Source organism: Citrobacter sp. TBCS-15 (genome assembly GCF_005280815.1).
Taxonomy (GTDB): Bacteria; Pseudomonadota; Gammaproteobacteria; order Enterobacterales; family Enterobacteriaceae; genus Citrobacter; species Citrobacter werkmanii.
In genome coordinates, this window is sequence record NZ_SZWK01000101.1 from 346,759 (window position 1) to 366,718 (window position 19,960).

General features: G+C 52.3%; 20 protein-coding genes. 14 read left to right on the forward strand and 6 right to left on the reverse strand.

The annotated features are described in order from the left end of the window. Positions 1 to 261: 261 nt before the first annotated feature. From tkt to FDW96_RS04820, 7 genes are all read left to right on the forward strand, one after another. A complete protein-coding gene (tkt, locus tag FDW96_RS04790; protein ID WP_137360718.1) occupies positions 262 to 2,253 on the forward strand; it encodes a transketolase in 1,992 nt (663 codons plus the stop codon). 312 nt (positions 2,254 to 2,565) lie between these two features. Further along, complete coding sequence (gene cmtB, locus FDW96_RS04795; RefSeq protein ID WP_137365280.1) at positions 2,566 to 3,009, forward strand: PTS mannitol transporter subunit IIA; 444 nt, start codon at positions 2,566 to 2,568, stop codon at positions 3,007 to 3,009. A 27-nt stretch (positions 3,010 to 3,036) separates the two neighbouring features. After that, positions 3,037 to 4,416: a PTS mannitol transporter subunit IICB gene (locus FDW96_RS04800; RefSeq protein ID WP_042310926.1), complete on the forward strand. Its 1,380-nt coding sequence runs from the start codon at positions 3,037 to 3,039 to the stop codon at positions 4,414 to 4,416. A 21-nt stretch (positions 4,417 to 4,437) separates the two neighbouring features. After that, entirely contained in the window at positions 4,438 to 5,715 is a 1,278-nt protein-coding gene (locus FDW96_RS04805) for a zinc-binding dehydrogenase (protein WP_137349419.1), read from the forward strand. Then, the gene (gene glpX, locus FDW96_RS04810) at positions 5,712 to 6,683 is read left to right on the forward strand and encodes a class II fructose-bisphosphatase (RefSeq protein WP_042310921.1); all 972 of its coding nucleotides are present in this window, start codon (positions 5,712 to 5,714) and stop codon (positions 6,681 to 6,683) included. Before FDW96_RS04805 ends, glpX begins: the two co-directional genes overlap by 4 nt. A gap of 15 nt (positions 6,684 to 6,698) precedes the next feature. Then, positions 6,699 to 7,208, forward strand: coding sequence for an MltR family transcriptional regulator (locus tag FDW96_RS04815; protein ID WP_038633553.1), 510 nt, complete (start codon positions 6,699 to 6,701; stop codon positions 7,206 to 7,208). Further along, positions 7,205 to 7,915 (forward strand): nucleoside/nucleotide kinase family protein, encoded by a 711-nt coding sequence (locus FDW96_RS04820; protein WP_061382432.1) that lies wholly within the window; start codon positions 7,205 to 7,207, stop codon positions 7,913 to 7,915. The genes FDW96_RS04815 and FDW96_RS04820 overlap by 4 nt, the downstream gene beginning before the upstream one ends. Here FDW96_RS04820 and FDW96_RS04825 read toward each other — a convergent pair. From FDW96_RS04825 to FDW96_RS04845, 5 genes are read right to left on the reverse strand one after another with little or no spacing between them, the layout of a single operon-like run. Further along, positions 7,872 to 8,555: an ABC transporter ATP-binding protein gene (locus FDW96_RS04825; RefSeq protein WP_061382431.1), complete on the reverse strand. Its 684-nt coding sequence runs from the start codon at positions 8,553 to 8,555 to the stop codon at positions 7,872 to 7,874. The two genes, FDW96_RS04820 and FDW96_RS04825, sit on opposite strands and share 44 nt — an antisense overlap. Next, positions 8,549 to 9,226 carry an ABC transporter ATP-binding protein gene (locus FDW96_RS04830; protein ID WP_137365281.1) on the reverse strand — a complete coding sequence of 226 codons (678 nt, stop codon included), beginning with the start codon at positions 9,224 to 9,226 and terminating at the stop codon, positions 8,549 to 8,551. Before FDW96_RS04830 ends, FDW96_RS04825 begins: the two co-directional genes overlap by 7 nt. Further along, positions 9,214 to 9,921: an energy-coupling factor transporter transmembrane component T gene (locus tag FDW96_RS04835; RefSeq protein ID WP_042310914.1), complete on the reverse strand. Its 708-nt coding sequence runs from the start codon at positions 9,919 to 9,921 to the stop codon at positions 9,214 to 9,216. Before FDW96_RS04835 ends, FDW96_RS04830 begins: the two co-directional genes overlap by 13 nt. Further along, entirely contained in the window at positions 9,922 to 10,500 is a 579-nt protein-coding gene (locus FDW96_RS04840; protein WP_042310912.1) for an ECF transporter S component, read from the reverse strand. It abuts the gene before it with no gap. Positions 10,501 to 10,524: 24 nt separating this feature from the next. Beyond that, on the reverse strand, positions 10,525 to 10,950 hold the full coding sequence (locus FDW96_RS04845) for a PPC domain-containing DNA-binding protein (protein WP_042310910.1): 426 nt from the start codon (positions 10,948 to 10,950) through the stop codon (positions 10,525 to 10,527). Between the two features lie 374 nt (positions 10,951 to 11,324). On the opposite strand from FDW96_RS04845, the gene epd reads away from it, so the two are divergent. The 7 genes from epd (at position 11,325) to FDW96_RS04880 (ending at position 18,476) form a co-directional block, all read left to right on the forward strand. Beyond that, entirely contained in the window at positions 11,325 to 12,353 is a 1,029-nt protein-coding gene (gene epd / locus FDW96_RS04850) for an erythrose-4-phosphate dehydrogenase (protein WP_038633548.1), read from the forward strand. Positions 12,354 to 12,392: 39 nt separating this feature from the next. After that, positions 12,393 to 13,556, forward strand: a complete 1,164-nt coding sequence (gene pgk / locus FDW96_RS04855; protein WP_006686863.1) for a phosphoglycerate kinase — start codon at positions 12,393 to 12,395, stop codon at positions 13,554 to 13,556. Positions 13,557 to 13,644: 88 nt separating this feature from the next. Next, positions 13,645 to 14,724, forward strand: a complete 1,080-nt coding sequence (gene fbaA / locus FDW96_RS04860) for a class II fructose-bisphosphate aldolase (protein ID WP_038633542.1) — start codon at positions 13,645 to 13,647, stop codon at positions 14,722 to 14,724. Between the two features lie 191 nt (positions 14,725 to 14,915). Further along, positions 14,916 to 15,776, forward strand: a complete 861-nt coding sequence (locus FDW96_RS04865) for a small-conductance mechanosensitive channel MscS (RefSeq protein ID WP_042310907.1) — start codon at positions 14,916 to 14,918, stop codon at positions 15,774 to 15,776. Positions 15,777 to 15,981: 205 nt separating this feature from the next. Continuing rightward, positions 15,982 to 16,617, forward strand: a complete 636-nt coding sequence (gene argO, locus FDW96_RS04870) for an arginine exporter ArgO (RefSeq protein ID WP_079226012.1) — start codon at positions 15,982 to 15,984, stop codon at positions 16,615 to 16,617. 93 nt (positions 16,618 to 16,710) lie between these two features. Further along, positions 16,711 to 17,457, forward strand: coding sequence for an oxidative stress defense protein (locus tag FDW96_RS04875; protein ID WP_003027002.1), 747 nt, complete (start codon positions 16,711 to 16,713; stop codon positions 17,455 to 17,457). A gap of 122 nt (positions 17,458 to 17,579) precedes the next feature. Continuing rightward, positions 17,580 to 18,476: a LysR family transcriptional regulator gene (locus FDW96_RS04880; RefSeq protein WP_042310905.1), complete on the forward strand. Its 897-nt coding sequence runs from the start codon at positions 17,580 to 17,582 to the stop codon at positions 18,474 to 18,476. Here the strand turns inward: FDW96_RS04880 and FDW96_RS04885 are convergent. Next, entirely contained in the window at positions 18,473 to 19,939 is a 1,467-nt protein-coding gene (locus FDW96_RS04885; RefSeq protein ID WP_137365282.1) for an acetyl-CoA hydrolase/transferase family protein, read from the reverse strand. The two genes, FDW96_RS04880 and FDW96_RS04885, sit on opposite strands and share 4 nt — an antisense overlap. Between the last annotated feature and the right edge of the window lie 21 nt (positions 19,940 to 19,960).

The window sequence follows — 19,960 nt, forward strand, 5'->3', positions numbered from 1 at the left end:
AGTCAGGATTATTCTAAAAAATGCGTCGTTTGCAGGTAAACCGACGCTCGGCATAAGTATAAAGAAAAGAACAATAAGCGGGCGAGAAGATTGCGCAACATGCGTGCATGATCCAGAGATTTCTGAAGCGGTAAAAGGATGCTCCATGTACATGACACGCGGCTTGGGTTACATTGTTGGCACTTTTTTCCGGCGTAGCCCAAAACGCGCTGTCGTCAAGTCGTTTAGGGCGTGGCCTTCATTATCCGATCTGGAGTCAAAATGTCCTCACGTAAAGAGCTTGCCAATGCTATTCGTGCGCTGAGCATGGACGCAGTACAGAAAGCCAAATCCGGTCACCCGGGTGCCCCGATGGGTATGGCTGACATTGCCGAAGTCCTGTGGCGTGATTTCCTGAACCACAACCCGACTAACCCGTCCTGGGCTGACCGTGACCGCTTCGTGCTGTCTAACGGCCACGGCTCCATGCTGATTTATAGCCTGCTGCACCTCACCGGTTATGACCTGCCGATGTCCGAGCTGCAGAACTTCCGTCAGTTGCATTCCAAAACCCCGGGTCACCCGGAAGTGGGTTACACCGCGGGTGTTGAAACCACGACCGGTCCTCTGGGTCAGGGTATTGCGAACGCAGTCGGTATGGCTATCGCTGAAAAAACGCTGGCGGCGCAGTTTAACCGCCCAGGTCACGACATCGTTGACCATTTCACCTACGCTTTCATGGGCGACGGCTGCATGATGGAAGGTATCTCTCACGAGGTATGTTCTCTGGCCGGTACGCTGAAGCTGGGCAAACTGGTTGCGTTCTACGATGACAACGGCATCTCTATCGATGGTCACGTTGAAGGCTGGTTCACCGATGACACCGCTAAGCGTTTCGAAGCTTACGGCTGGCACGTGGTTCGTGGCGTTGATGGTCACGATGCTGACGCCATTAAACGCGCAGTTGAAGAAGCGCGCGCAGTGACCGACAAACCGTCTCTGCTGATGTGCAAAACTATTATCGGTTTCGGTTCTCCGAACAAAGCGGGTACTCACGACTCTCACGGTGCGCCGTTGGGCGATGCTGAAATCGCACTGACCCGTGAACAGCTGGGCTGGAAATACGCGCCGTTCGAAATCCCGTCTGAAATCTATGCTCAGTGGGATGCGAAAGAAGCAGGCCAGGCAAAAGAAGCTGCGTGGAACGAGAAGTTCGCAGCATATGCGAAAGCCTTCCCGCAGGAAGCGGCTGAATTCACCCGTCGTATGAAAGGTGACATGCCAGCTGATTTCGACGCGAAAGCGAACGAGTTCATTGCTAAGCTGCAGGCGAACCCATCCAAGATCGCCAGCCGTAAAGCGTCTCAGAACGCGATTGAAGCATTCGGTCCTCTGCTGCCGGAATTCCTTGGCGGCTCTGCTGACCTGGCACCTTCTAACCTGACTCTGTGGTCTGGTTCTAAAGCGATCAACGAAGATACCGCTGGTAACTACATCCATTACGGTGTGCGTGAATTCGGTATGACCGCTATCGCTAACGGTATCTCCCTGCACGGTGGTTTCCTGCCGTACACCTCTACCTTCCTGATGTTCGTAGAATATGCCCGTAACGCGGTGCGTATGGCTGCGCTGATGAAACAGCGTCAGGTGATGGTCTACACCCACGACTCCATCGGTCTGGGCGAAGACGGCCCGACTCACCAGCCGGTAGAGCAGGTGGCTTCTTTGCGCGTGACGCCGAACATGAGCACATGGCGTCCGTGTGACCAGGTTGAATCCGCCGTGGCGTGGAAATACGGTGTTGAGCGTCAGGATGGCCCGACCGCCCTGATCCTCTCCCGTCAGAACCTGGCACAGCAGGAACGTACCGAAGAGCAGCTGGCGAACATCGCTCGCGGCGGCTACGTGCTGAAAGATTGCGCTGGTCAGCCAGAACTGATCTTCATCGCGACTGGTTCTGAAGTTGAGCTGGCTGTGGCTGCGTGGGACAAACTGACTGCTGAAGGCGTGAAGGCGCGCGTGGTTTCCATGCCGTCCACCGACGCATTCGACAAGCAGGATGCCGCTTACCGTGAGTCCGTACTGCCAAAAGCTGTCTCTGCACGTGTTGCTGTGGAAGCGGGTATCGCTGACTACTGGTTCAAATACGTGGGTCTGAACGGCGCTATCGTTGGTATGACTACCTTCGGTGAATCTGCTCCGGCAGAGCTGCTGTTCGAAGAGTTCGGCTTCACCGTCGACAACGTTGTCGCGAAAGCAAAAGAACTGCTGTAATTACGGTTACAGATGAAAACGGGTCGCTTAGGCGGCCCGTTTTTTTAGCAATAATATGTTTATTTATTCGCAATGATTAATTGTAGATCTTTATCACAAAGATGACATTTAGTGATGTTGTGGATATGCAATTCAGGTCACATAATTGCTATTGCTTTTTATTTATCTATAAATAACTTTTTGTTTTTAAAGGGTTTATGAAAATGCGGTTTGCACTGCATGGCTTTTCTCCCTCGATTGATTTCGCTTTGCCGCACGAGTATTTTATTTTTAACGCTAACTCGTACCCTAAAAATAAAATAAGGAAAATGTATGCGGCTAATTGATTACTTTCCAGAGTCATCTATCTCAATAAAAAATTCAGCAAGGAACTGGCAGGAGGCAATAGATTTTTCTATGTTATCCTTGCTGGCTAACCATTATGTTAATTCAGATTATGTTCAGGCCATTAAGGATTCAACAATCAGCAATGGCCCTTATTATATTTTGGCTCCTGGCGTTGCGATGCCGCACGCTCGACCAGAATGTGGGGCGTTAAAAACTGGGATGTCGTTAACGCTTCTCAAACAGGAAGTAAAGTTTGCCGATGATGACGACGGTATAAAATTATTAATCGGGTTATCGGCAGCGAATGCCGATTCACACATTGGCGCTATCCAGGCCTTAAGCGAATTATTATGTGAAGAGGAAGCATTAACCGCTTTATTAACGGCTAAATCAGAAAAACAACTGGCGGATATTATCGCCCACGCATAATCCACAGCCTCCTTTCAGGACATTATTATGGAAAACAAGTCTGCTCGTGCCAAAGTCCAGGCTTTTGGTGGGTTTTTGACTGCGATGGTCATTCCCAACATCGGCGCTTTTATTGCCTGGGGTTTTATAACTGCATTGTTTATTCCTACCGGTTGGATGCCGAACGAGCATTTCGCCAAAATTGTCGGTCCGATGATTACCTATTTACTACCCGTCATGATTGGCTCCACTGGGGGACATTTGGTGGGAGGGAAACGTGGCGCAGTAATGGGTGGGATTGGTTCTATCGGCGTGATTGTGGGCGCGGATATCCCGATGTTCCTTGGCGCTATGGTGATGGGGCCGCTTGGCGGCTGGGTGATTAAGCATATCGATCGTCTGCTGGAAAAACGCATTCCTGCAGGTTTCGAGATGGTTATCAATAACTTCTCCCTTGGTATTGCGGGAATGCTCTTATGCTTGCTGGGGTTTGAAGTCATTGGCCCGGCGGTTCTCGTGGCTAACAATTTTGTGAAGGAGTGTATTGAAGCGTTGGTTCATGCGGGGTATTTGCCGCTGCTATCCGTGATTAACGAGCCTGCGAAAATCCTCTTTCTGAACAATGCCATCGATCAGGGCGTGTATTATCCGCTCGGAATGCAACAAGCTTCAGAAACGGGAAAATCGATATTTTTCATGGTGGCCTCCAACCCAGGGCCGGGATTGGGTTTGCTACTTGGCTTTGCCATCTTTGGTAAAGGGATGAGTAAGAAATCTGCGCCAGGGGCCATGATTATCCACTTCCTGGGGGGTATTCATGAACTGTATTTCCCCTATGTTCTGATGAAACCCCTGACCTTGATTGCCATGATCGCTGGGGGAATGACCGGGACGTGGATATTCCATCTGCTGGACGGTGGGTTGGTTGCGGGACCTAGCCCAGGATCAATATTCGCTTACCTGGCATTAACGCCAAAAGGTTCTTTCCTCGCGACTATTGCAGGCGTCACAGCGGGAACGATTGTCACCTTTGTTATCACTTCTTTAATCCTGAAAATGGAAAAGAATGTCGCAACAGAAAATGAAGATGACTTCGCTGAATCTGCCAGAACCGTCAAGGCAATGAAGCAGGAAGGTAAATTCTCTTATAAAAATATAAAGCGTGTCGCTTTTGTCTGTGATGCTGGAATGGGTTCCAGCGCTATGGGAGCCACCACATTCCGTAAACGTCTGGAAAAAGCGGGATTGAATATTAATGTGGCGCATTATGCCATCGAAAACGTTCCACAAGATGCCGATATTATTGTCACCCATGCCAGTCTTGAAGGTCGTGTTAAACGCGTAAGTGAAAAACCATTAGTGCTGATTAAGAACTATATTGGTGACCCACTACTGGATGATTTATTTAAACGCATGACTGCGAACTAACCTTCTTTTTTTGGAGTGAATATGAAAACGAAAGTCGCTGCCATATATGGCAAGCAGGATATTCGTATCCGTGAATTTGAACTTCCTGCAATTACAGATAATGAATTACTAGTAAGTGTAATCTCAGATAGCGTTTGTTTATCAACCTGGAAAGCGGCTGCATTGGGTAGCGATCATAAACGTGTTCCGGATGACCTGGAAAATCATCCGGTTATTACCGGCCATGAGTGCGCAGGTATCATCATTGAGGTTGGGAAAAACCTGACGGAAAAATATAAAAAAGGCCAGCGTTTTGTTTTACAACCCGCGATGGGCTTGCCAAGCGGATATTCAGCGGGATACAGCTATGAATATTTTGGTGGCAATGCTACCTACATGATTATTCCTGAGGTGGCAATTAATCTGGGCTGCGTTTTACCGTACCACGGTTCTTATTTTGCCGCAGCATCCCTGGCGGAGCCGATGTGTTGCATCATTGGCGCTTATAACGCGAACTATCACACCACGCCTTACGTGTATGAGCATCGTATGGGGATTAAGCCGGGAGGCAGCATTGCGTTGCTGGCCTGCGCCGGGCCGATGGGGATTGGCGCTATAGATTATGCCATTAACGGCAATATTCAGCCGTCACGCGTGGTGGTCGTGGATATCGACGAAGCGCGACTGACGCAGGCTAAAAAACTGTTGCCGGTTGAGTTAGCGGCAGAAAAGGGGATTGAGCTTATCTATGTGAACACTACCGGCATGGATTCCCCCACAGCGATGTTGCGCGCGTTAACTGACGATGCAGGTTTTGATGATGTCTTTGTGTATGCGGCTGTGCCAGCGGTGATTGAAATGGCAGATGATCTCCTCGCGGAAGATGGTTGTCTGAACTTCTTTGCCGGCCCGACTGACAGCAACTTCAAAGTGCCGTTTAATTTTTATAACGTTCACTATAACAGCACTCACGTTGTCGGAACGTCCGGTGGTTCAACGGATGATATGAAAGAGGCTATTGCGCTCAGTGCAACCGGTCAACTACAGCCCTCGTTTATGGTAACGCATATTGGGGGGCTGGATGCCGTACCGGACACGGTATTGAATTTGCCTGCGATCCCTGGAGGTAAAAAGCTGATTTATAACGGTGTGACGATGCCACTTACAGCCATAACGGATTTTGCTGAGAAAGGGAAAACGGACCCACTTTTCAAAGAGCTGGCAAGGCTGGTGGAAAAAACGCACGGTATCTGGAATGAAGAAGCGGAAAAATACCTGTTGGCGCAATTTGGCGTGGATATTGGGGAGGCGGCAATATGATGTCGTTGGCATGGCCGCTGTTTCGTATTACTGAGCAGGCCGCGCTGGCGGCCTGGCCGCAAACCGGGTGCGGTGATAAAAACAAGATTGATGGTCTGGCCGTGACGGCAATGCGGGAAGCATTGAACAGCGTTGCCATTCGTGGGCGAATCGTTATTGGCGAAGGAGAAATTGATCGCGCCCCGATGCTGTGGATTGGTGAGGAAGTGGGAAGTGGCGCCGGACCAGAGGTGGATATTGCCGTCGATCCCATTGAAGGAACCCGAATGGTGGCGATGGGGCAAAGCAATGCGCTGGCGGTCATGGCGTTTGCCCCCCGCGGTAGTTTGTTACACGCTCCTGATATGTATATGAAAAAACTGGTTGTTAATCGGTTTGCAAAAGGGGCGATTAATCTGGCGCTGCCGTTGGCAGATAATCTGCGTAATGTGGCTGCGGCGTTGGGCAAACCGCTGGAACGACTGCGGATGGTGACGCTGGATAAACCGCGTCTTCAACCGGCGATTGCCGAGGCGACACGACTTGGCGTCAAGGTCTTTGCGCTGCCCGATGGTGATGTGGCCGCCAGCGTGCTGGCCTGTATGCAAGAGAATCCCTATGACCTGATGTACACCATCGGCGGGGCACCTGAAGGCGTTATTTCAGCCTGCGCGGTTAAAGCGCTGGGGGGCGATATGCAGGCTGAGCTAATCGATTTCTGCGAAGCGAAAGGGGATAACGCCGATAATCGTCTGATTGCGACACAGGAACGTCAGCGCTGTGCCGAGATGGGCGTTGAGGTCAACCGTATCTATGCGCTCGACGAATTGGTAGGGGGAAATAAGATCCTTTTCAGCGCGACGGGGGTCACAGGCGGCGATCTTGTTAAAGGGATCCAACAGGTTGCGAATGGTGTGCGCACGCAAACTTTACTGATCGGCGGCGCGGATCGAACGTGTAATATAATAGACTCTCTGCATTCATGGTGATTTATCGAGAAACGAATGACGACGCTGACAGAAGACGATGTGCTTGAGCAACTGGATGCTCAAAATAATTTACTCTCGTTTATGACGACGGCACATAACATTTTGCTCCAGGGCATTAAGCGCTTTCTACCGTCGCTGTTCGTCAATAACGATGAAGAGATCGTGGAATATGCAGTGAAGCCGTTACTCGCCCAGAGTGGGCCGCTTGACGATATCGACGTTGCGTTACGTCTGATTTATGCGCTGGGTAAAATGGATAAGTGGCTTTATGCCGACATTACCCATTTTTCTCAGTTTTATCAGTATCTGAACGAGCAGGATAACATTCCCAGTTTTGCCGATGACATTACCTGGGATTTTGTCAGCAACGTGAACAGTATCACCCGCAATGCGACACTCTATGGTGCGCTGGAGTCGATGAAATTTGCCGACTTTGCTGCGTGGTCTGAAGTGCGCTTTAGCGCAATGGTCAAGACGGCAATGACGCTGGCAGTGACGGCGATTTTAAAGGAATTGACGCCGTGAAAATCGAACTAACGGTGAATGGGCTACAGGTTGAAGCACATTACCTTGATGATGAGATAAAGAACGTTCACAAACCCATATTACAGCAACTGGCCAAAATACATTCCACGAATCCGCAGCGACGAACGATTGTTTTTCTCAGCGCGCCGCCGGGAACGGGAAAATCGACGCTGACCACCTTCTGGGAATATCTTTCCCGTCAGGAACCCGGTCTGCCGGAGATCCAGACGCTGCCAATGGATGGCTTCCATCACTACAATAGCTGGCTGGACACCCATAATCTACGGGCATACAAAGGGGCGCCGGAAACCTTTGATGTGGAGAAGCTTGCACGGAATTTGCAGCAAATAAGAGACGGGGAAGGTGCCTGGCCGCAGTATGACCGGCAAAAGCACGACCCGGTCGAAGAAGCCATACAAGTGACTGCACCGATTGTCATTGTGGAAGGAAACTGGTTATTGCGCGATGACCAAAGATGGCGGGCTTTAGCTGAATTTTGTGATTACTCGCTGTTTATTCGCGCCCCCGCCAATGCGCTTCGTACACGACTGGTAGGCCGTAAACTGGCTGGCGGACTATCGCAAGCTGACGCTGAAGCGTTTTATGAGCGTACCGACGGACCGAATGTTCGTCGGGTACTGGAGGGGAGCCGACCAGCCGACTTTATGCTGGAGATGACGGTCGATGGTGAATATCGGATTGCGTGAGATTTTTGTTGTGTAACCTTACCACTCGCGAGAAATGGCGCTGCGTAAACGCAGCGTCATGACTGATCGCCACAACGCTTGCGCCACGCGCACGGCACACCGCCAGCCAGTGCTCGAAAACACCCAGCCAGTGCGCATCAAAATCCCGGCTGGGCTCATCCAGCAGCAGAATCGCAGGTGCCAGGGCTTCCAGACTGGCGACGGCAACCATTCGGCGTTGCGCGGTATGCAGATCCAGTGGGTGTGCGTCGGCAACCTCTTCTAGCTGACATAATTGCAGTGCCGCCGCAGTGCGTTGCGCAACTTCTACTGCAGGAAGCTTTTGTAACCGTAATCCAAAGGCCACTTCATCTCGTACCTTACTGTGGAAGATCTGATTTTCCGCCTCCTGAAACAGCACGCCGATCGCCCTGGCGCGCTCCCGGTTTTTCAGTTGCGCAATCGCACGGTTTTGCACCGTTACTGAGCCGGAAGAAGGGGAGAGCAGCCCGGCCATAATGCGCAGCAGCGTGGATTTACCGGCGCCATTATCGCCGGTCAGCGCCAGCCATTCACCTTCATGGAGTTCAAGTGAAATATTGCGCAAGCAGTCATCGGCGGCATTTGGCCAGCGCCAGGTTACCTGGTTTAGCGTTAACATAGTGGTGACAGCACTCCGTCGCGCAGTTGCCACGCCTGCTGGCAGTGGCTGAGAAAAGGTGAATGATTGCGTTCGAAAAGCACCACTAAAGCATGCTGTTCCTGCGCCCATTGTTGCAGTCGCTCCAGCAGCATTGTCGTGGCCTGCGCGGTGAGGCGGCTGAATGCTTCATCCAGAATCAATATTTTCGGCTGCATAGCGAGCGCGCTGGCAATCACCACCCGCTGGGTTTCGCCGCCGGAAAGCGTGCCTGGATGACGATGACGCAGTGGCTGGCATTCCGTTAGCGTTAGCGCCGTGTCAATGCGGCGCACAATTTCAGCCTCGGTAAGGCAAAGATTCTCGGGACCAAACGCCACTTCCTCCTCAACGCTGAAAGTACAGCCGGAAAGCTGCAGGTAAGGTGATTGCTGCACCAACTGAATGGTGCTTGATTGCTCGACGAGCGACAGCTGTCCGATGGGGGTACCCAATAATGTTCCTGTACCCTCAATTTCACCGGGCAGGAAATCGGGGTACCAGCCTGCCATCAGCTGCGCCAGCGTACTTTTCCCACTACCGTTATCGCCAAAAATGGCTACCATGCCAGGCTTTGCATAGTGGAAATCGAAACAGGCTGGCGGTCGCATAGCATGCGTTGGGTGATAGCGAAACTGCTCTAACGTAACCATATCCAGACTCCAGTCTCAATCACTATCAGAACCACCATGCCGTAGCGCGCCAGACGCTGTAAGGTGCTGTCCGGCGGCGCCCACAGCGTGGTACGAGTGCGATGCAGGCGAAATCCGCGCATATCCAGCGCTGCGCCGCGTACGGCCAAATCGTTGAGCGCATTATGGGTGAGCGGCACAATCAGTGCAGGCATGGCGCGTAAACGTTGATGCCAGGACTCATCCAGCGGTACACCGCGCGCCCGCTGGGCCTCATGAATAATCGCCAACTGGTGTTTGAGCTGCTCGACGACCAGCAGCGGGCCTGCAAACAGATAGGCAATGCCAGGTGGTAAGCGTGAAGCAAACAGCGCGCGTATAAAGCGCGAAACCGGTACGTACTGCATCCACATCTGTGATGTCGACACAATGGCCAGGATCCGCGACCAGAGCGTGACGGCATCGGCCCAACGTTCTGGCGTGCGCGGTTGTCCGCTGAGCCATTCGGTAAGCCAACCGCCGTGCACCAGCCATAGCCCCAGACCTAAAGGAATCATCAGCCAGAGTACGTATTTTGCCCGTGGGCGCGTGGCCTTCATACACAACAGACCGATGAACGTCGCCGCGCTGTAAAGGCTGAGCGGCGCTCCGACTGGCAGCAGGAGCGTGGAGCAGGCGGCGAGCGCCCACAGGGTTAACGAGGTAAACGGATGCATTTAGCGCACAGCAGACATCGTGGGGAAGTGACGCGTGGTACGCAACGGAAGCTGGCGTAGCAGTACCCAGACGATGATCGCCGTGAGGATTTTATCGACCAGATTCGCGCCAATGACGGTGATGGCAACGGATTCCACCAGGTTCTGACCGACCGAGTACATCCAGGCGACAAAAAGATCGGCACCACTGCCGGTGACGCCGCCAAACAGGGTGGTACGAATCGGTACGGCCACGAGGGTGACGGCCAGTGTAATGATCACGCCGCTGACAACGACTTTGGGTAAGGTGCGAAACCATCCCGCCCGCGCCAGCCAACCGGCCACCAGCCCGATGACCATCGCCACAGGAGCAAAGGCGGCGGCGATAGGATCGGTCAATAATCCCCATAACAGGTTTGTGAGCAATCCGGTCAGCATTCCTACCACCGGACCTAGTAGCACTGCGCTGATTAAGGTGCCAATGGAGTCGAGAAAAATAGGTAATTTCAACATGCTGATAAGCTGTCCACCGACCATGTTGATGGCGATAGCAATGACAATCAGCACCAGAGACTGGCTGGAAAATTGGCGATGCGCCATAGAAGACCTCATTCAAATGAAACGTTAGCGGGATGAAATAACCAGTTCGTCATAACCGGAGATGGCGCAGGGTTGTCGGCTAAATGCCAGCGACGTTAGCTCGCCAATCACCAGTTCCAGCGTGGTGCGCACGGTACAGCCCGGCATCATGTGGCCGCCCAGCATCGCGCCATGCGGGTCGGCAACCGCCAGATGGAGATGCTCACCAGTGAGCTCCAGCGTGCCGTTCAGAGAGATGATCTCCCACGTGCCGGTGAGTAATGTGGTTTCCTCACGACCTGCGTAGCGCAGGGCAACGTTGGTTAGGCTTCCAGTGCAACCCGCTATCCAGGCTGCCTGCAACTGATGCTGTTGGACAAATGCGTGTAGCGCAGAAAAGAGTTCCTGACCGGGTAATAATCGCAGCGCCAAAAAGCGCGCGTCAGATGATTGGGGAGCGAATGTAGCCATAGTTGAGGGACTCCGAGACTCGGACGTAGCGCTGATAATATAGACGCGGGTTAGGGAGCTTTCTGATATAAATCAGGATTTGTGACATAGCAACGAAATAATCTTGCTACGGTTATTCGCAATTCTGGAATATGGAATAAATTTAGCGACGAAGGGCGTTAAAGTGTGATGTAAGTCAGATAACTGCGTTCTGTCGCTGGACAATCATTCCTTTTATTCCGCGTTTCGCTTATTCTAGCTGAAGCGTTTCAGTCGATTAAATGTTCGACAATTAACCAATTAGTCGCAGTTTGCGACAGGTAAGGTTTCCCTGAGCGATTTGCTGCATTACTCTGTCAGCCACATCGTTTCTGAGAAATCCTTGCAGGAGACCTATGACCGTACGCGTAGCGATTAATGGTTTCGGTCGCATCGGACGCAACGTGGTTCGTGCTTTGTATGAATCCGGGCGTCGGGCGGAAATCACCGTGGTGGCAATCAACGAACTGGCGGATGCTGCAGGCATGGCGCATTTGTTGAAATATGACACCAGCCATGGGCGTTTTGCCTGGGATGTTCGTCAGGAACGTGACCAACTCATCGTTGGTGATGACGCGATCCGCATTTTGCATGAGCGAACGCTCGACGCGCTGCCATGGCGTGAACTGGGTGTTGACGTTGTGCTGGATTGTACGGGCGTCTTCGGTAACCGCGAACACGGCGAGGCGCATATTGCCGCTGGTGCAAAAAAAGTGCTCTTTTCACATCCTGGTAGTCCCGACATCGACGCAACGGTTGTATTTGGCGTTAATCAGGATCAGCTGCGCGCTGAGCACCGAATTGTATCCAACGCCTCCTGCACCACGAATTGTATAATTCCCGTCATTAAATTGCTGGATGATGCTTACGGCATTGAGTCTGGTACCGTCACGACGATCCACTCTGCGATGCACGATCAGCAGGTGATTGATGCCTATCATCCTGACCTGCGTCGTACGCGAGCGGCCAGCCAGTCAATTATTCCGGTTGATACCAAACTGGCGGCGGGCATTACGCGAATTTTTCCGCAATTTAACGATCGTTTTGAAGCGATCGCGGTGCGTGTACCGACCATAAATGTGACGGCGATCGACTTAAGCGTGACGGTGAAAAAACCGGTAAAAGCCAGCGAAGTCAACCAGTTGCTGCAAAAAGCAGCACAAGGTGCATTTCATGGTATAGTTGACTATACGGAATTACCGTTGGTCTCTGTAGATTTTAACCATGACCCGCACAGCGCCATCGTTGATGGTACGCAAACGCGTGTGAGTGGTGCTCACCTGATCAAGACCCTGGTCTGGTGTGATAATGAATGGGGCTTTGCTAACCGTATGCTCGACACAACGTTAGCGATGGCTGCTATTGGTTTCAGGCTCGACGCTTGAGCGTCGACAAAACTTTAAGTATCAACGAGAGGATTCACCATGTCTGTAATTAAGATGACCGATCTGGATCTGGCTGGTAAACGCGTTTTTATCCGTGCCGACCTGAACGTACCAGTTAAAGAAGGGAAAGTAACCAGCGACGCGCGTATCCGTGCTTCCCTGCCGACCATCGAACTGGCCCTGAAGCAGGGTGCTAAAGTGATGGTAACTTCCCACCTGGGTCGTCCTACCGAAGGCGAGTACAACGAAGAATTCTCTCTGCTGCCGGTTGTTAACTACCTGAAAGACAAATTGTCTGCTCCGGTTCGCCTGGTAAAAGATTACCTGGACGGCGTTGAAGTCGCTGCCGGTGAGCTGGTGGTTCTGGAAAACGTTCGCTTCAACAAAGGCGAGAAGAAAGATGACGAAGCTCTGTCCAAAAAATATGCGGCGCTGTGCGACGTATTCGTGATGGACGCTTTCGGTACGGCTCACCGTGCACAGGCTTCTACCCACGGTATCGGTAAATTCGCTGATGTTGCTTGCGCAGGTCCTCTGCTGGCTGCTGAGCTGGACGCGCTGGGCAAAGCGCTGAAAGAACCGGCTCGTCCGATGGTGGCTATCGTTGGTGGCTCTAAAGTTTCTACCAAACTGACCGTTCTGGATTCCCTGTCTAAAATTGCTGACCAGCTGATCGTTGGCGGTGGTATCGCGAACACCTTCGTTGCCGCTCAAGGCCACAACGTCGGTAAATCCCTGTATGAAGCTGACCTGGTTGACGAAGCAAAACGTCTGCTGACCACTTGCGACATCCCGGTTCCGACCGATGTTCGCGTAGCGACTGAGTTCTCTGAAACTGCGCCGGCGACACTGAAATCCGTTAGCGATGTGAAAGAAGACGAGCAGATCCTGGATATCGGCGACGCTTCTGCACAGCAGCTGGCTGAAATCCTGAAGAATGCGAAAACCATTCTGTGGAACGGCCCGGTTGGCGTGTTCGAATTCCCGAACTTCCGTAAAGGTACTGAAATCGTTGCTAACGCTATCGCAGACAGCGAAGCGTTCTCCATCGCGGGCGGCGGCGATACCCTGGCAGCAATCGACCTGTTCGGCATTGCTGACAAAATCTCCTACATCTCCACTGGCGGCGGCGCATTCCTCGAGTTCGTGGAAGGCAAAGTTCTGCCAGCAGTAGCGATGCTCGAAGAGCGCGCTAAAAAGTAAGCATTTAATGGGCAGGGAAACCTGCCCAATTATTAGCGCGCTTTAGAGCGCGCGCCCTTTCCAAGGCCGAAGATACAGGACTCGCAACATGTCTAAAATTTTTGATTTCGTAAAACCAGGCGTAATCACTGGTGATGACGTACAGAAAGTTTTCCAGGTAGCTAAAGAAAACAACTTTGCTCTGCCAGCTGTTAACTGCGTTGGTACCGACTCCATCAACGCCGTACTGGAAACCGCTGCAAAAGTTAAAGCGCCGGTAATCGTACAGTTCTCCAACGGTGGTGCTTCTTTCATCGCGGGTAAAGGCGTGAAGTCCGACGTGCCTCAGGGCGCTGCAATCCTGGGTGCTATCTCTGGCGCGCATCACGTTCACCAGATGGCTGAACACTACGGTGTTCCGGTTATCCTGCACACTGACCACTGCGCGAAGAAACTGCTGCCGTGGATCGACGGTCTGCTGGACGCGGGTGAAAAACACTTCGCAGCAACCGGCAAACCGCTGTTCTCTTCTCACATGATCGACCTGTCTGAAGAGTCTCTGGAAGAGAACATCGAAATCTGCTCCAAATACCTAGCGCGCATGTCCAAAATGGGCATGACTCTGGAAATCGAACTGGGTTGCACCGGTGGCGAAGAAGACGGCGTGGACAACAGCCACATGGACGCTTCTGCACTGTACACCCAGCCGGAAGACGTTGATTATGCATACACCGAGCTGAGCAAAATCAGCCCGCGTTTCACCATCGCAGCTTCCTTCGGTAACGTACACGGCGTTTACAAGCCGGGTAACGTGGTTCTGACCCCGACCATCCTGCGCGACTCTCAGGACTATGTTTCTAAGAAACATAACCTGCCGCACAACAGCCTGAACTTCGTCTTCCACGGCGGTTCCGGTTCTACTGCTCAGGAAATCAAAGACTCCGTAAGCTACGGCGTAGTGAAAATGAACATCGATACCGATACCCAATGGGCGACCTGGGAAGGTGTTCTGAACTACTACAAAGCAAACGAAGCTTACCTGCAGGGCCAGTTGGGTAACCCGAAAGGCGAAGATCAGCCGAACAAGAAATACTACGATCCGCGCGTTTGGCTGCGTGCTGGTCAGACAAGCATGATCACCCGTCTGGAACAGGCTTTCAAAGAACTGAACGCGGTTGACGTTCTGTAATTTACGCCGTTCTATGTGACATGAGGCCCGCCAATGCGGGCCTTTTTTATTGCCATTTCAACAGGCTGCTGGCAGAGATTTCTGTGATCTGTTTGGCAAAAATCAGGTTTATTGTTTACTCTTGTCAGATTGCCAGTCCCGGCGGGGCGGCTTTATTTTTCCCATTTGGGTAAGCAAAAAAGGAATAGTAAATGGAAGATTTGAATGTTGTCGACAGCATAAACGGGGCGGGCACCTGGCTGGTCCGCAATCAGGAACTGCTGTTGAGCTATGCCGTCAACATCGTTGCGGCCATCGCCATTGTTATCATCGGTATGATTGTGGCGCGTATCGTATCAAATACCGTTAACCGCCTGATGGTGGCGCGGAAAATTGATGCAACGGTTGCCGATTTTCTCTCCGCACTGGTGCGCTACGGTATTATCGCTTTCACGCTGATTGCCGCGCTGGGCCGCGTTGGGGTGCAAACCGCCTCCGTGATCGCCGTTCTCGGTGCCGCAGGTTTAGCCGTTGGTCTGGCATTGCAAGGTTCGCTGTCCAACCTTGCCGCAGGCGTGCTGTTGGTAATGTTCCGTCCGTTCCGGGCGGGTGAGTATGTAGACCTCGGCGGCGTGGCGGGAACCGTACTTAACGTGCAGATTTTCTCCACCACCATGCGTACCGTAGACGGTAAGATTGTGGTGATCCCAAACGGTAAAATCATTGCCGGGAACATCATTAACTTCTCTCGCGAACCGGTTCGCCGTAACGAATTCATTATCGGCGTGGCCTACGATTCCGATATCGATCAGGTAAAGAAAATCCTCACCGATATCATCCAATCCGACGAGCGCATCCTTAAAGATCGTGAAATGACGGTGCGCCTGAATGAGCTGGGTGCTTCTTCGATTAATTTTGTTGTACGCGTCTGGAGCAACAGCAGCGATCTGCAAAGCGTCTACTGGGACGTACTGGAGCGTATTAAACGCGAGTTTGACGCCAACGGCATCAGCTTCCCGTATCCGCAGATGGATGTGAACTTCAAGCGTGTGAAAGAGAACGTGGCAGAGTAATCTTTTTCTGCACCACGGTGCCGGATGGCGCTTCGCTTATCCGGCCTGGTCAGATTTCTATACTGTAAGCCGGAAAGGCGTTAGCTGACATCCGGCAAAGAACCTCTCATTAATTCCTCTAATACGCGATTAAAATTATCCATTTCCGCTAATGATTCTCCCGCGCTATAGTCTGCTCCTAAGAGAAACAGTACGGGATAAAAACGTGTTATCGTATTACTTTCAAGGGCTTGCACTTGGTGCGGCCATGATACTTCCGCTTGGTCCGCAAAACGCCTTCGTGATGAATCAGGGCATTCGTCGCCAGTATCACATTATGATTGCATTACTCTGCGCCATCAGCGATCTGGTGCTGATTTGCGCGGGGATCTTCGGCGGTAGCGCCTTGCTGATGCAGTCGCCGTGGCTGATGGCGCTGGTCACCTGGGGCGGGGTCGCATTTTTACTCTGGTACGGTTTCGGCGCGTTAAAAACGGCCATGAGCAGTAATCTGGAACTGGCCAGTGCTGAAGTAATGAAGCAAGGACGCTGGAAAATCATCGCCACGATGCTGGCGGTGACCTGGCTCAACCCACACGTTTATCTGGACACCTTTGTGGTGTTGGGGAGTCTGGGGGGTCAACTGGACGTGGAGCCTAAGCGCTGGTTTGCGCTGGGTACCGTCAGCGCCTCGTTCCTGTGGTTCTTTGGCCTGGCATTGCTGGCGGCCTGGCTGGCGCCGCGTCTGCGTACGGCTAAAGCACAGCGCATCATCAATACGTTAGTCGGATTAGTGATGTGGTTTATCGCTTTTCAACTGGCAAAAGAAGGCGTTACGCATGTTCATGCGCTGTTCAACTAAGTGTTGTCTGATGGACAATGCAGCGAGATCGGCTAAGCTTGCCTGCATGTGCCCTGAGTTTCGGGGTAATTAATGAAACATGGAGGAACGACCGTGAAGTTCAAAATAATGGCCCTGGCGGCATTAGTCGGATTCAGCGCACTATCGGTACAGGCAAATGAGTTGCCAAATGGACCGCACATCGTGACTTCCGGAACGGCAAGCGTGGATGCGACGCCTGATATCGCCACCCTGGCGATTGAAGTGAACGTTGCTGCAAAGGATGCGGCTTCAGCGAAGAAGCAGGCCGATGAGCGCGTGGCGCAATATCTGTCCTTCCTTGAGCAGAATCAGATAGCGAAGAAAGACATTAGCGCGGCGAACCTGCGCACGCAGCCGGACTACGATTACCAGAACGGCAAAAGCATCCTCAAAGGCTATCGTGCGGTGCGTACCGTTGAAGTGACGCTGCGTCAGCTGGACAAACTCAACGCTCTGCTTGATGGCGCACTTAAGGCCGGTCTGAATGAGATCCGTTCGGTATCGCTTGGCGTCGCCCAACCGGATGCCTACAAAGATAAGGCGCGTAAAGCGGCAATTGATGATGCAATTCATCAGGCTGAACAGCTGGCGGCGGGCTTTAACAGCAAACTGGGACCCGTTTATAGTGTGCGCTACCACGTGTCCAATTATCAGCCGAGCCCGATGGTACGGATGATGAAAGCAGATGCAGCGCCTGCGGCATCCGCTCAGGAAACCTACGAACAGCCGGTTATTCAGTTTGACGATCAGGTTGATGTGGTCTTCCAGATTGAACCGACGGCGGGGCAGCCGGCAGCAACGCCTGCCAAAACCCAGTAATCTTTCAAACCCGGCTTTCCAGTCGGGTTTTTTCTGTGTGTAACTGTAAAAATGAGATCTTACATCCAGTCTTTTTTTTCGGCGTAATGAGGATAGGCCATAGCGATTTTTAAGGGGACGCTATGGATATTTTTATCTCGAAAAAGATGCGTAATTTCATTCTGCTGGCGCAAACCAATAACATCGCCAGAGCGGCAGAAAAAATCCATATGACCGCATCGCCTTTCGGTAAAAGCATTGCCGCACTGGAAGATCAAATCGGCTATACGCTGTTTACCCGCAAAGATAACAACATCAGTCTGAATAAAGCCGGGCAGGAGTTGTATCAGAAACTGTTCCCTGTTTATCAGCGTCTCTCCGCTATTGATAACGAAATTCATAACGCCTCTCGCCGCTCGCGAGAAATCGTCATCGGCATCGACAATACCTATCCAACGATTATTTTCGACCAGTTGATTAGCCTTGGCGACAAGTACGATGGCGTAACGGCCCAGGCCGTTGAATTCAGCGAGAATGGGGTGATCGATAACCTGTTCGACCGGAAACTGGATTTTATTATCTCACCGCAGCACGTTTCCCCTCGCGTGCAGGAACTGGAAAATCTGGCGATTAGCGAGCTGTCTCCGCTGCGTCTGGGGTTTCTCGTTTCCCGGCGCTACGAGGAAAAACAGCCGCAGGAGCTGCTGCGCGAGTTGCCCTGGCTGCAAATGCGCTTCCAGAATCGCGCCAACTTTGAGGCGATGCTCGATGCCTACATGCGGCCCTGCGGAATTCATCCGACGATTATCTACCGTCCGTACAGCTTTATGGCCAAGATTAGCGCGGTGGAGCGCGGGCAGTTTTTGACGGTGATCCCTCATTTTGCCTGGCGACTGGTTAACCCCTCGACGTTGAAATATTTCGATGCGCCCGGCAGTCCTATGTATATGCAGGAGTTTCTCTATTCGCTGAAAAACCATCGTTATACCGCCACGATGCTTCAGCATATTGCTGAAGATCGTGAGGGTACGGCAAGTTAACCGAGCATCGATCCGGTTTCGATCAGGTTACGATGCAGATCGAACGCATGGCTGAGATCGTGATGGATATGCCCGCCGGGCGCTTTCTCCAGATAGCGGTGCAGGTAGTCCCGATACAGGGGATGCGCACAGTTATCGATAATCGTGTGCGCCCGCTGCATCGGAGATAACCCACGCAGATCGGCAATCCCCTGTTCGGTGACGATCACTTTGACGCTATGTTCGCTGTGATCGACATGGCTACACATCGGCACGATGGTGGAGATTTTCCCGCCTTTGGCAATCGACGGCGCCATAAAAATAGACAGGTAGGCGTTGCGCTCGAAATCGCCGCTGCCGCCAATGCCGTTCATCAGGTTTACACCTGCTACGTGTGTGGAATTGGCATGACCGTAGATGTCAAACTCCAGACCGACATTGAGCGCAATGACGCCCAGCCGACGAATGATTTCCGGGTTATTGGAAATCTCCTGCGGGCGCAGCACAATCCGGCTGGCGAAGAAGTCCATGTTGTCGTAAATCTTCTGCAACGACGGGGCTGAAATAGTCAGACTGGAGGCACTGGCGCCGGTTATCTTGCCCGTTTCCAGCAGATGCACCACAGATTCTTGCAACACCTCGGAATACATCATAAAGGGTGGAATATCCGGGTTCTCGCCCAGTCGCGCCATTACCGCGTTGTTGATATTGCCCACGCCGCTTTGTAAGGGCAGGAATTCCGCTGGGATGCGTTTGTGCGCCATTTCCGCCAGCAGAAATGTCACCACGTTATCGGCAATTTGCTGGCTGACCGGGTTGCTTTTATCCGCGGCATTTCCGGCATCGGGAAGTTCGGTATCCACGATCGCGATAATTTTTTTCGGGTCTATCTGCACACACTGGCTGCCCACGCGATCCATGGTGTGAAAAATCGGTACGCTGTTTCGCCGCGGCGGTGCGCCGGGTATCACAATGTCGGCAAACTCCGCCACGCGCGGGTTATGGTAATGATTCAGCTCGATAATCACCTTTTTCGCCCGCAGCAGCCAGGTCGGCGCGTTGCCGATGCCGCTGGAAAGCCAAATCCGACCATCTGGCGCAATGGCGGAGGCTTCAATGACGGCAACATCGATATCGCCAAAAAAGCCATAATTGACCATTTGCGCCACTTCGCTCAAATGGAGATCGACAAACCTCACCTGACCCTGATTAATTTTCTCGCGCAGGCCCGATGATGTTTGATAGGGAGCCCGCCAGGAAACAGCATCCGCCGCGGATAACGCATCATCAGCGGCAGCGCCAATTGATGCCCCGGTCAGCAGGCGGATTTGAAAAGGCTGCCCGACCTGATGCCGCTCGCAAGCGAGTTGAGCAATTGCGTTAGGTAATGCTTTTGGCGAACCCGCAGGGGTAAAGCCGCTGAATGCCACCATATCGTCGTGCTGGATAATTTCTGCCGCTTCTTCGGCACTCATCCGTTTCATGGCCGTCTCCTTCCTCGAGCG

What these genes read in the sequence shown, in the direction of transcription:
- FDW96_RS04800 (WP_042310926.1), top strand. Translation starts at nt 3,037, where the DNA reads ATGGAAAACAAGTCTGCTCGTGCCAAAGTCCAGGCTTTTGGTGGGTTT.
- FDW96_RS04830 (WP_137365281.1), bottom strand. Translation starts at nt 9,226, where the DNA reads ATGGTTACGTTAGAGCAGTTTCGCTATCACCCAACGCATGCTATGCGA.
- tkt (WP_137360718.1), top strand. Translation starts at nt 262, where the DNA reads ATGTCCTCACGTAAAGAGCTTGCCAATGCTATTCGTGCGCTGAGCATG.
- FDW96_RS04840 (WP_042310912.1), bottom strand. Translation starts at nt 10,500, where the DNA reads ATGGCGCATCGCCAATTTTCCAGCCAGTCTCTGGTGCTGATTGTCATT.
- FDW96_RS04885 (WP_137365282.1), bottom strand. Translation starts at nt 19,939, where the DNA reads ATGAAACGGATGAGTGCCGAAGAAGCGGCAGAAATTATCCAGCACGAC.
- pgk (WP_006686863.1), top strand. Translation starts at nt 12,393, where the DNA reads ATGTCTGTAATTAAGATGACCGATCTGGATCTGGCTGGTAAACGCGTT.
- FDW96_RS04845 (WP_042310910.1), bottom strand. Translation starts at nt 10,950, where the DNA reads ATGGCTACATTCGCTCCCCAATCATCTGACGCGCGCTTTTTGGCGCTG.
- fbaA (WP_038633542.1), top strand. Translation starts at nt 13,645, where the DNA reads ATGTCTAAAATTTTTGATTTCGTAAAACCAGGCGTAATCACTGGTGAT.
- glpX (WP_042310921.1), top strand. Translation starts at nt 5,712, where the DNA reads ATGATGTCGTTGGCATGGCCGCTGTTTCGTATTACTGAGCAGGCCGCG.
- FDW96_RS04805 (WP_137349419.1), top strand. Translation starts at nt 4,438, where the DNA reads ATGAAAACGAAAGTCGCTGCCATATATGGCAAGCAGGATATTCGTATC.
- FDW96_RS04825 (WP_061382431.1), bottom strand. Translation starts at nt 8,555, where the DNA reads ATGTTAACGCTAAACCAGGTAACCTGGCGCTGGCCAAATGCCGCCGAT.
- epd (WP_038633548.1), top strand. Translation starts at nt 11,325, where the DNA reads ATGACCGTACGCGTAGCGATTAATGGTTTCGGTCGCATCGGACGCAAC.
- FDW96_RS04815 (WP_038633553.1), top strand. Translation starts at nt 6,699, where the DNA reads ATGACGACGCTGACAGAAGACGATGTGCTTGAGCAACTGGATGCTCAA.
- cmtB (WP_137365280.1), top strand. Translation starts at nt 2,566, where the DNA reads ATGCGGCTAATTGATTACTTTCCAGAGTCATCTATCTCAATAAAAAAT.
- FDW96_RS04835 (WP_042310914.1), bottom strand. Translation starts at nt 9,921, where the DNA reads ATGCATCCGTTTACCTCGTTAACCCTGTGGGCGCTCGCCGCCTGCTCC.
- FDW96_RS04865 (WP_042310907.1), top strand. Translation starts at nt 14,916, where the DNA reads ATGGAAGATTTGAATGTTGTCGACAGCATAAACGGGGCGGGCACCTGG.
- FDW96_RS04880 (WP_042310905.1), top strand. Translation starts at nt 17,580, where the DNA reads ATGGATATTTTTATCTCGAAAAAGATGCGTAATTTCATTCTGCTGGCG.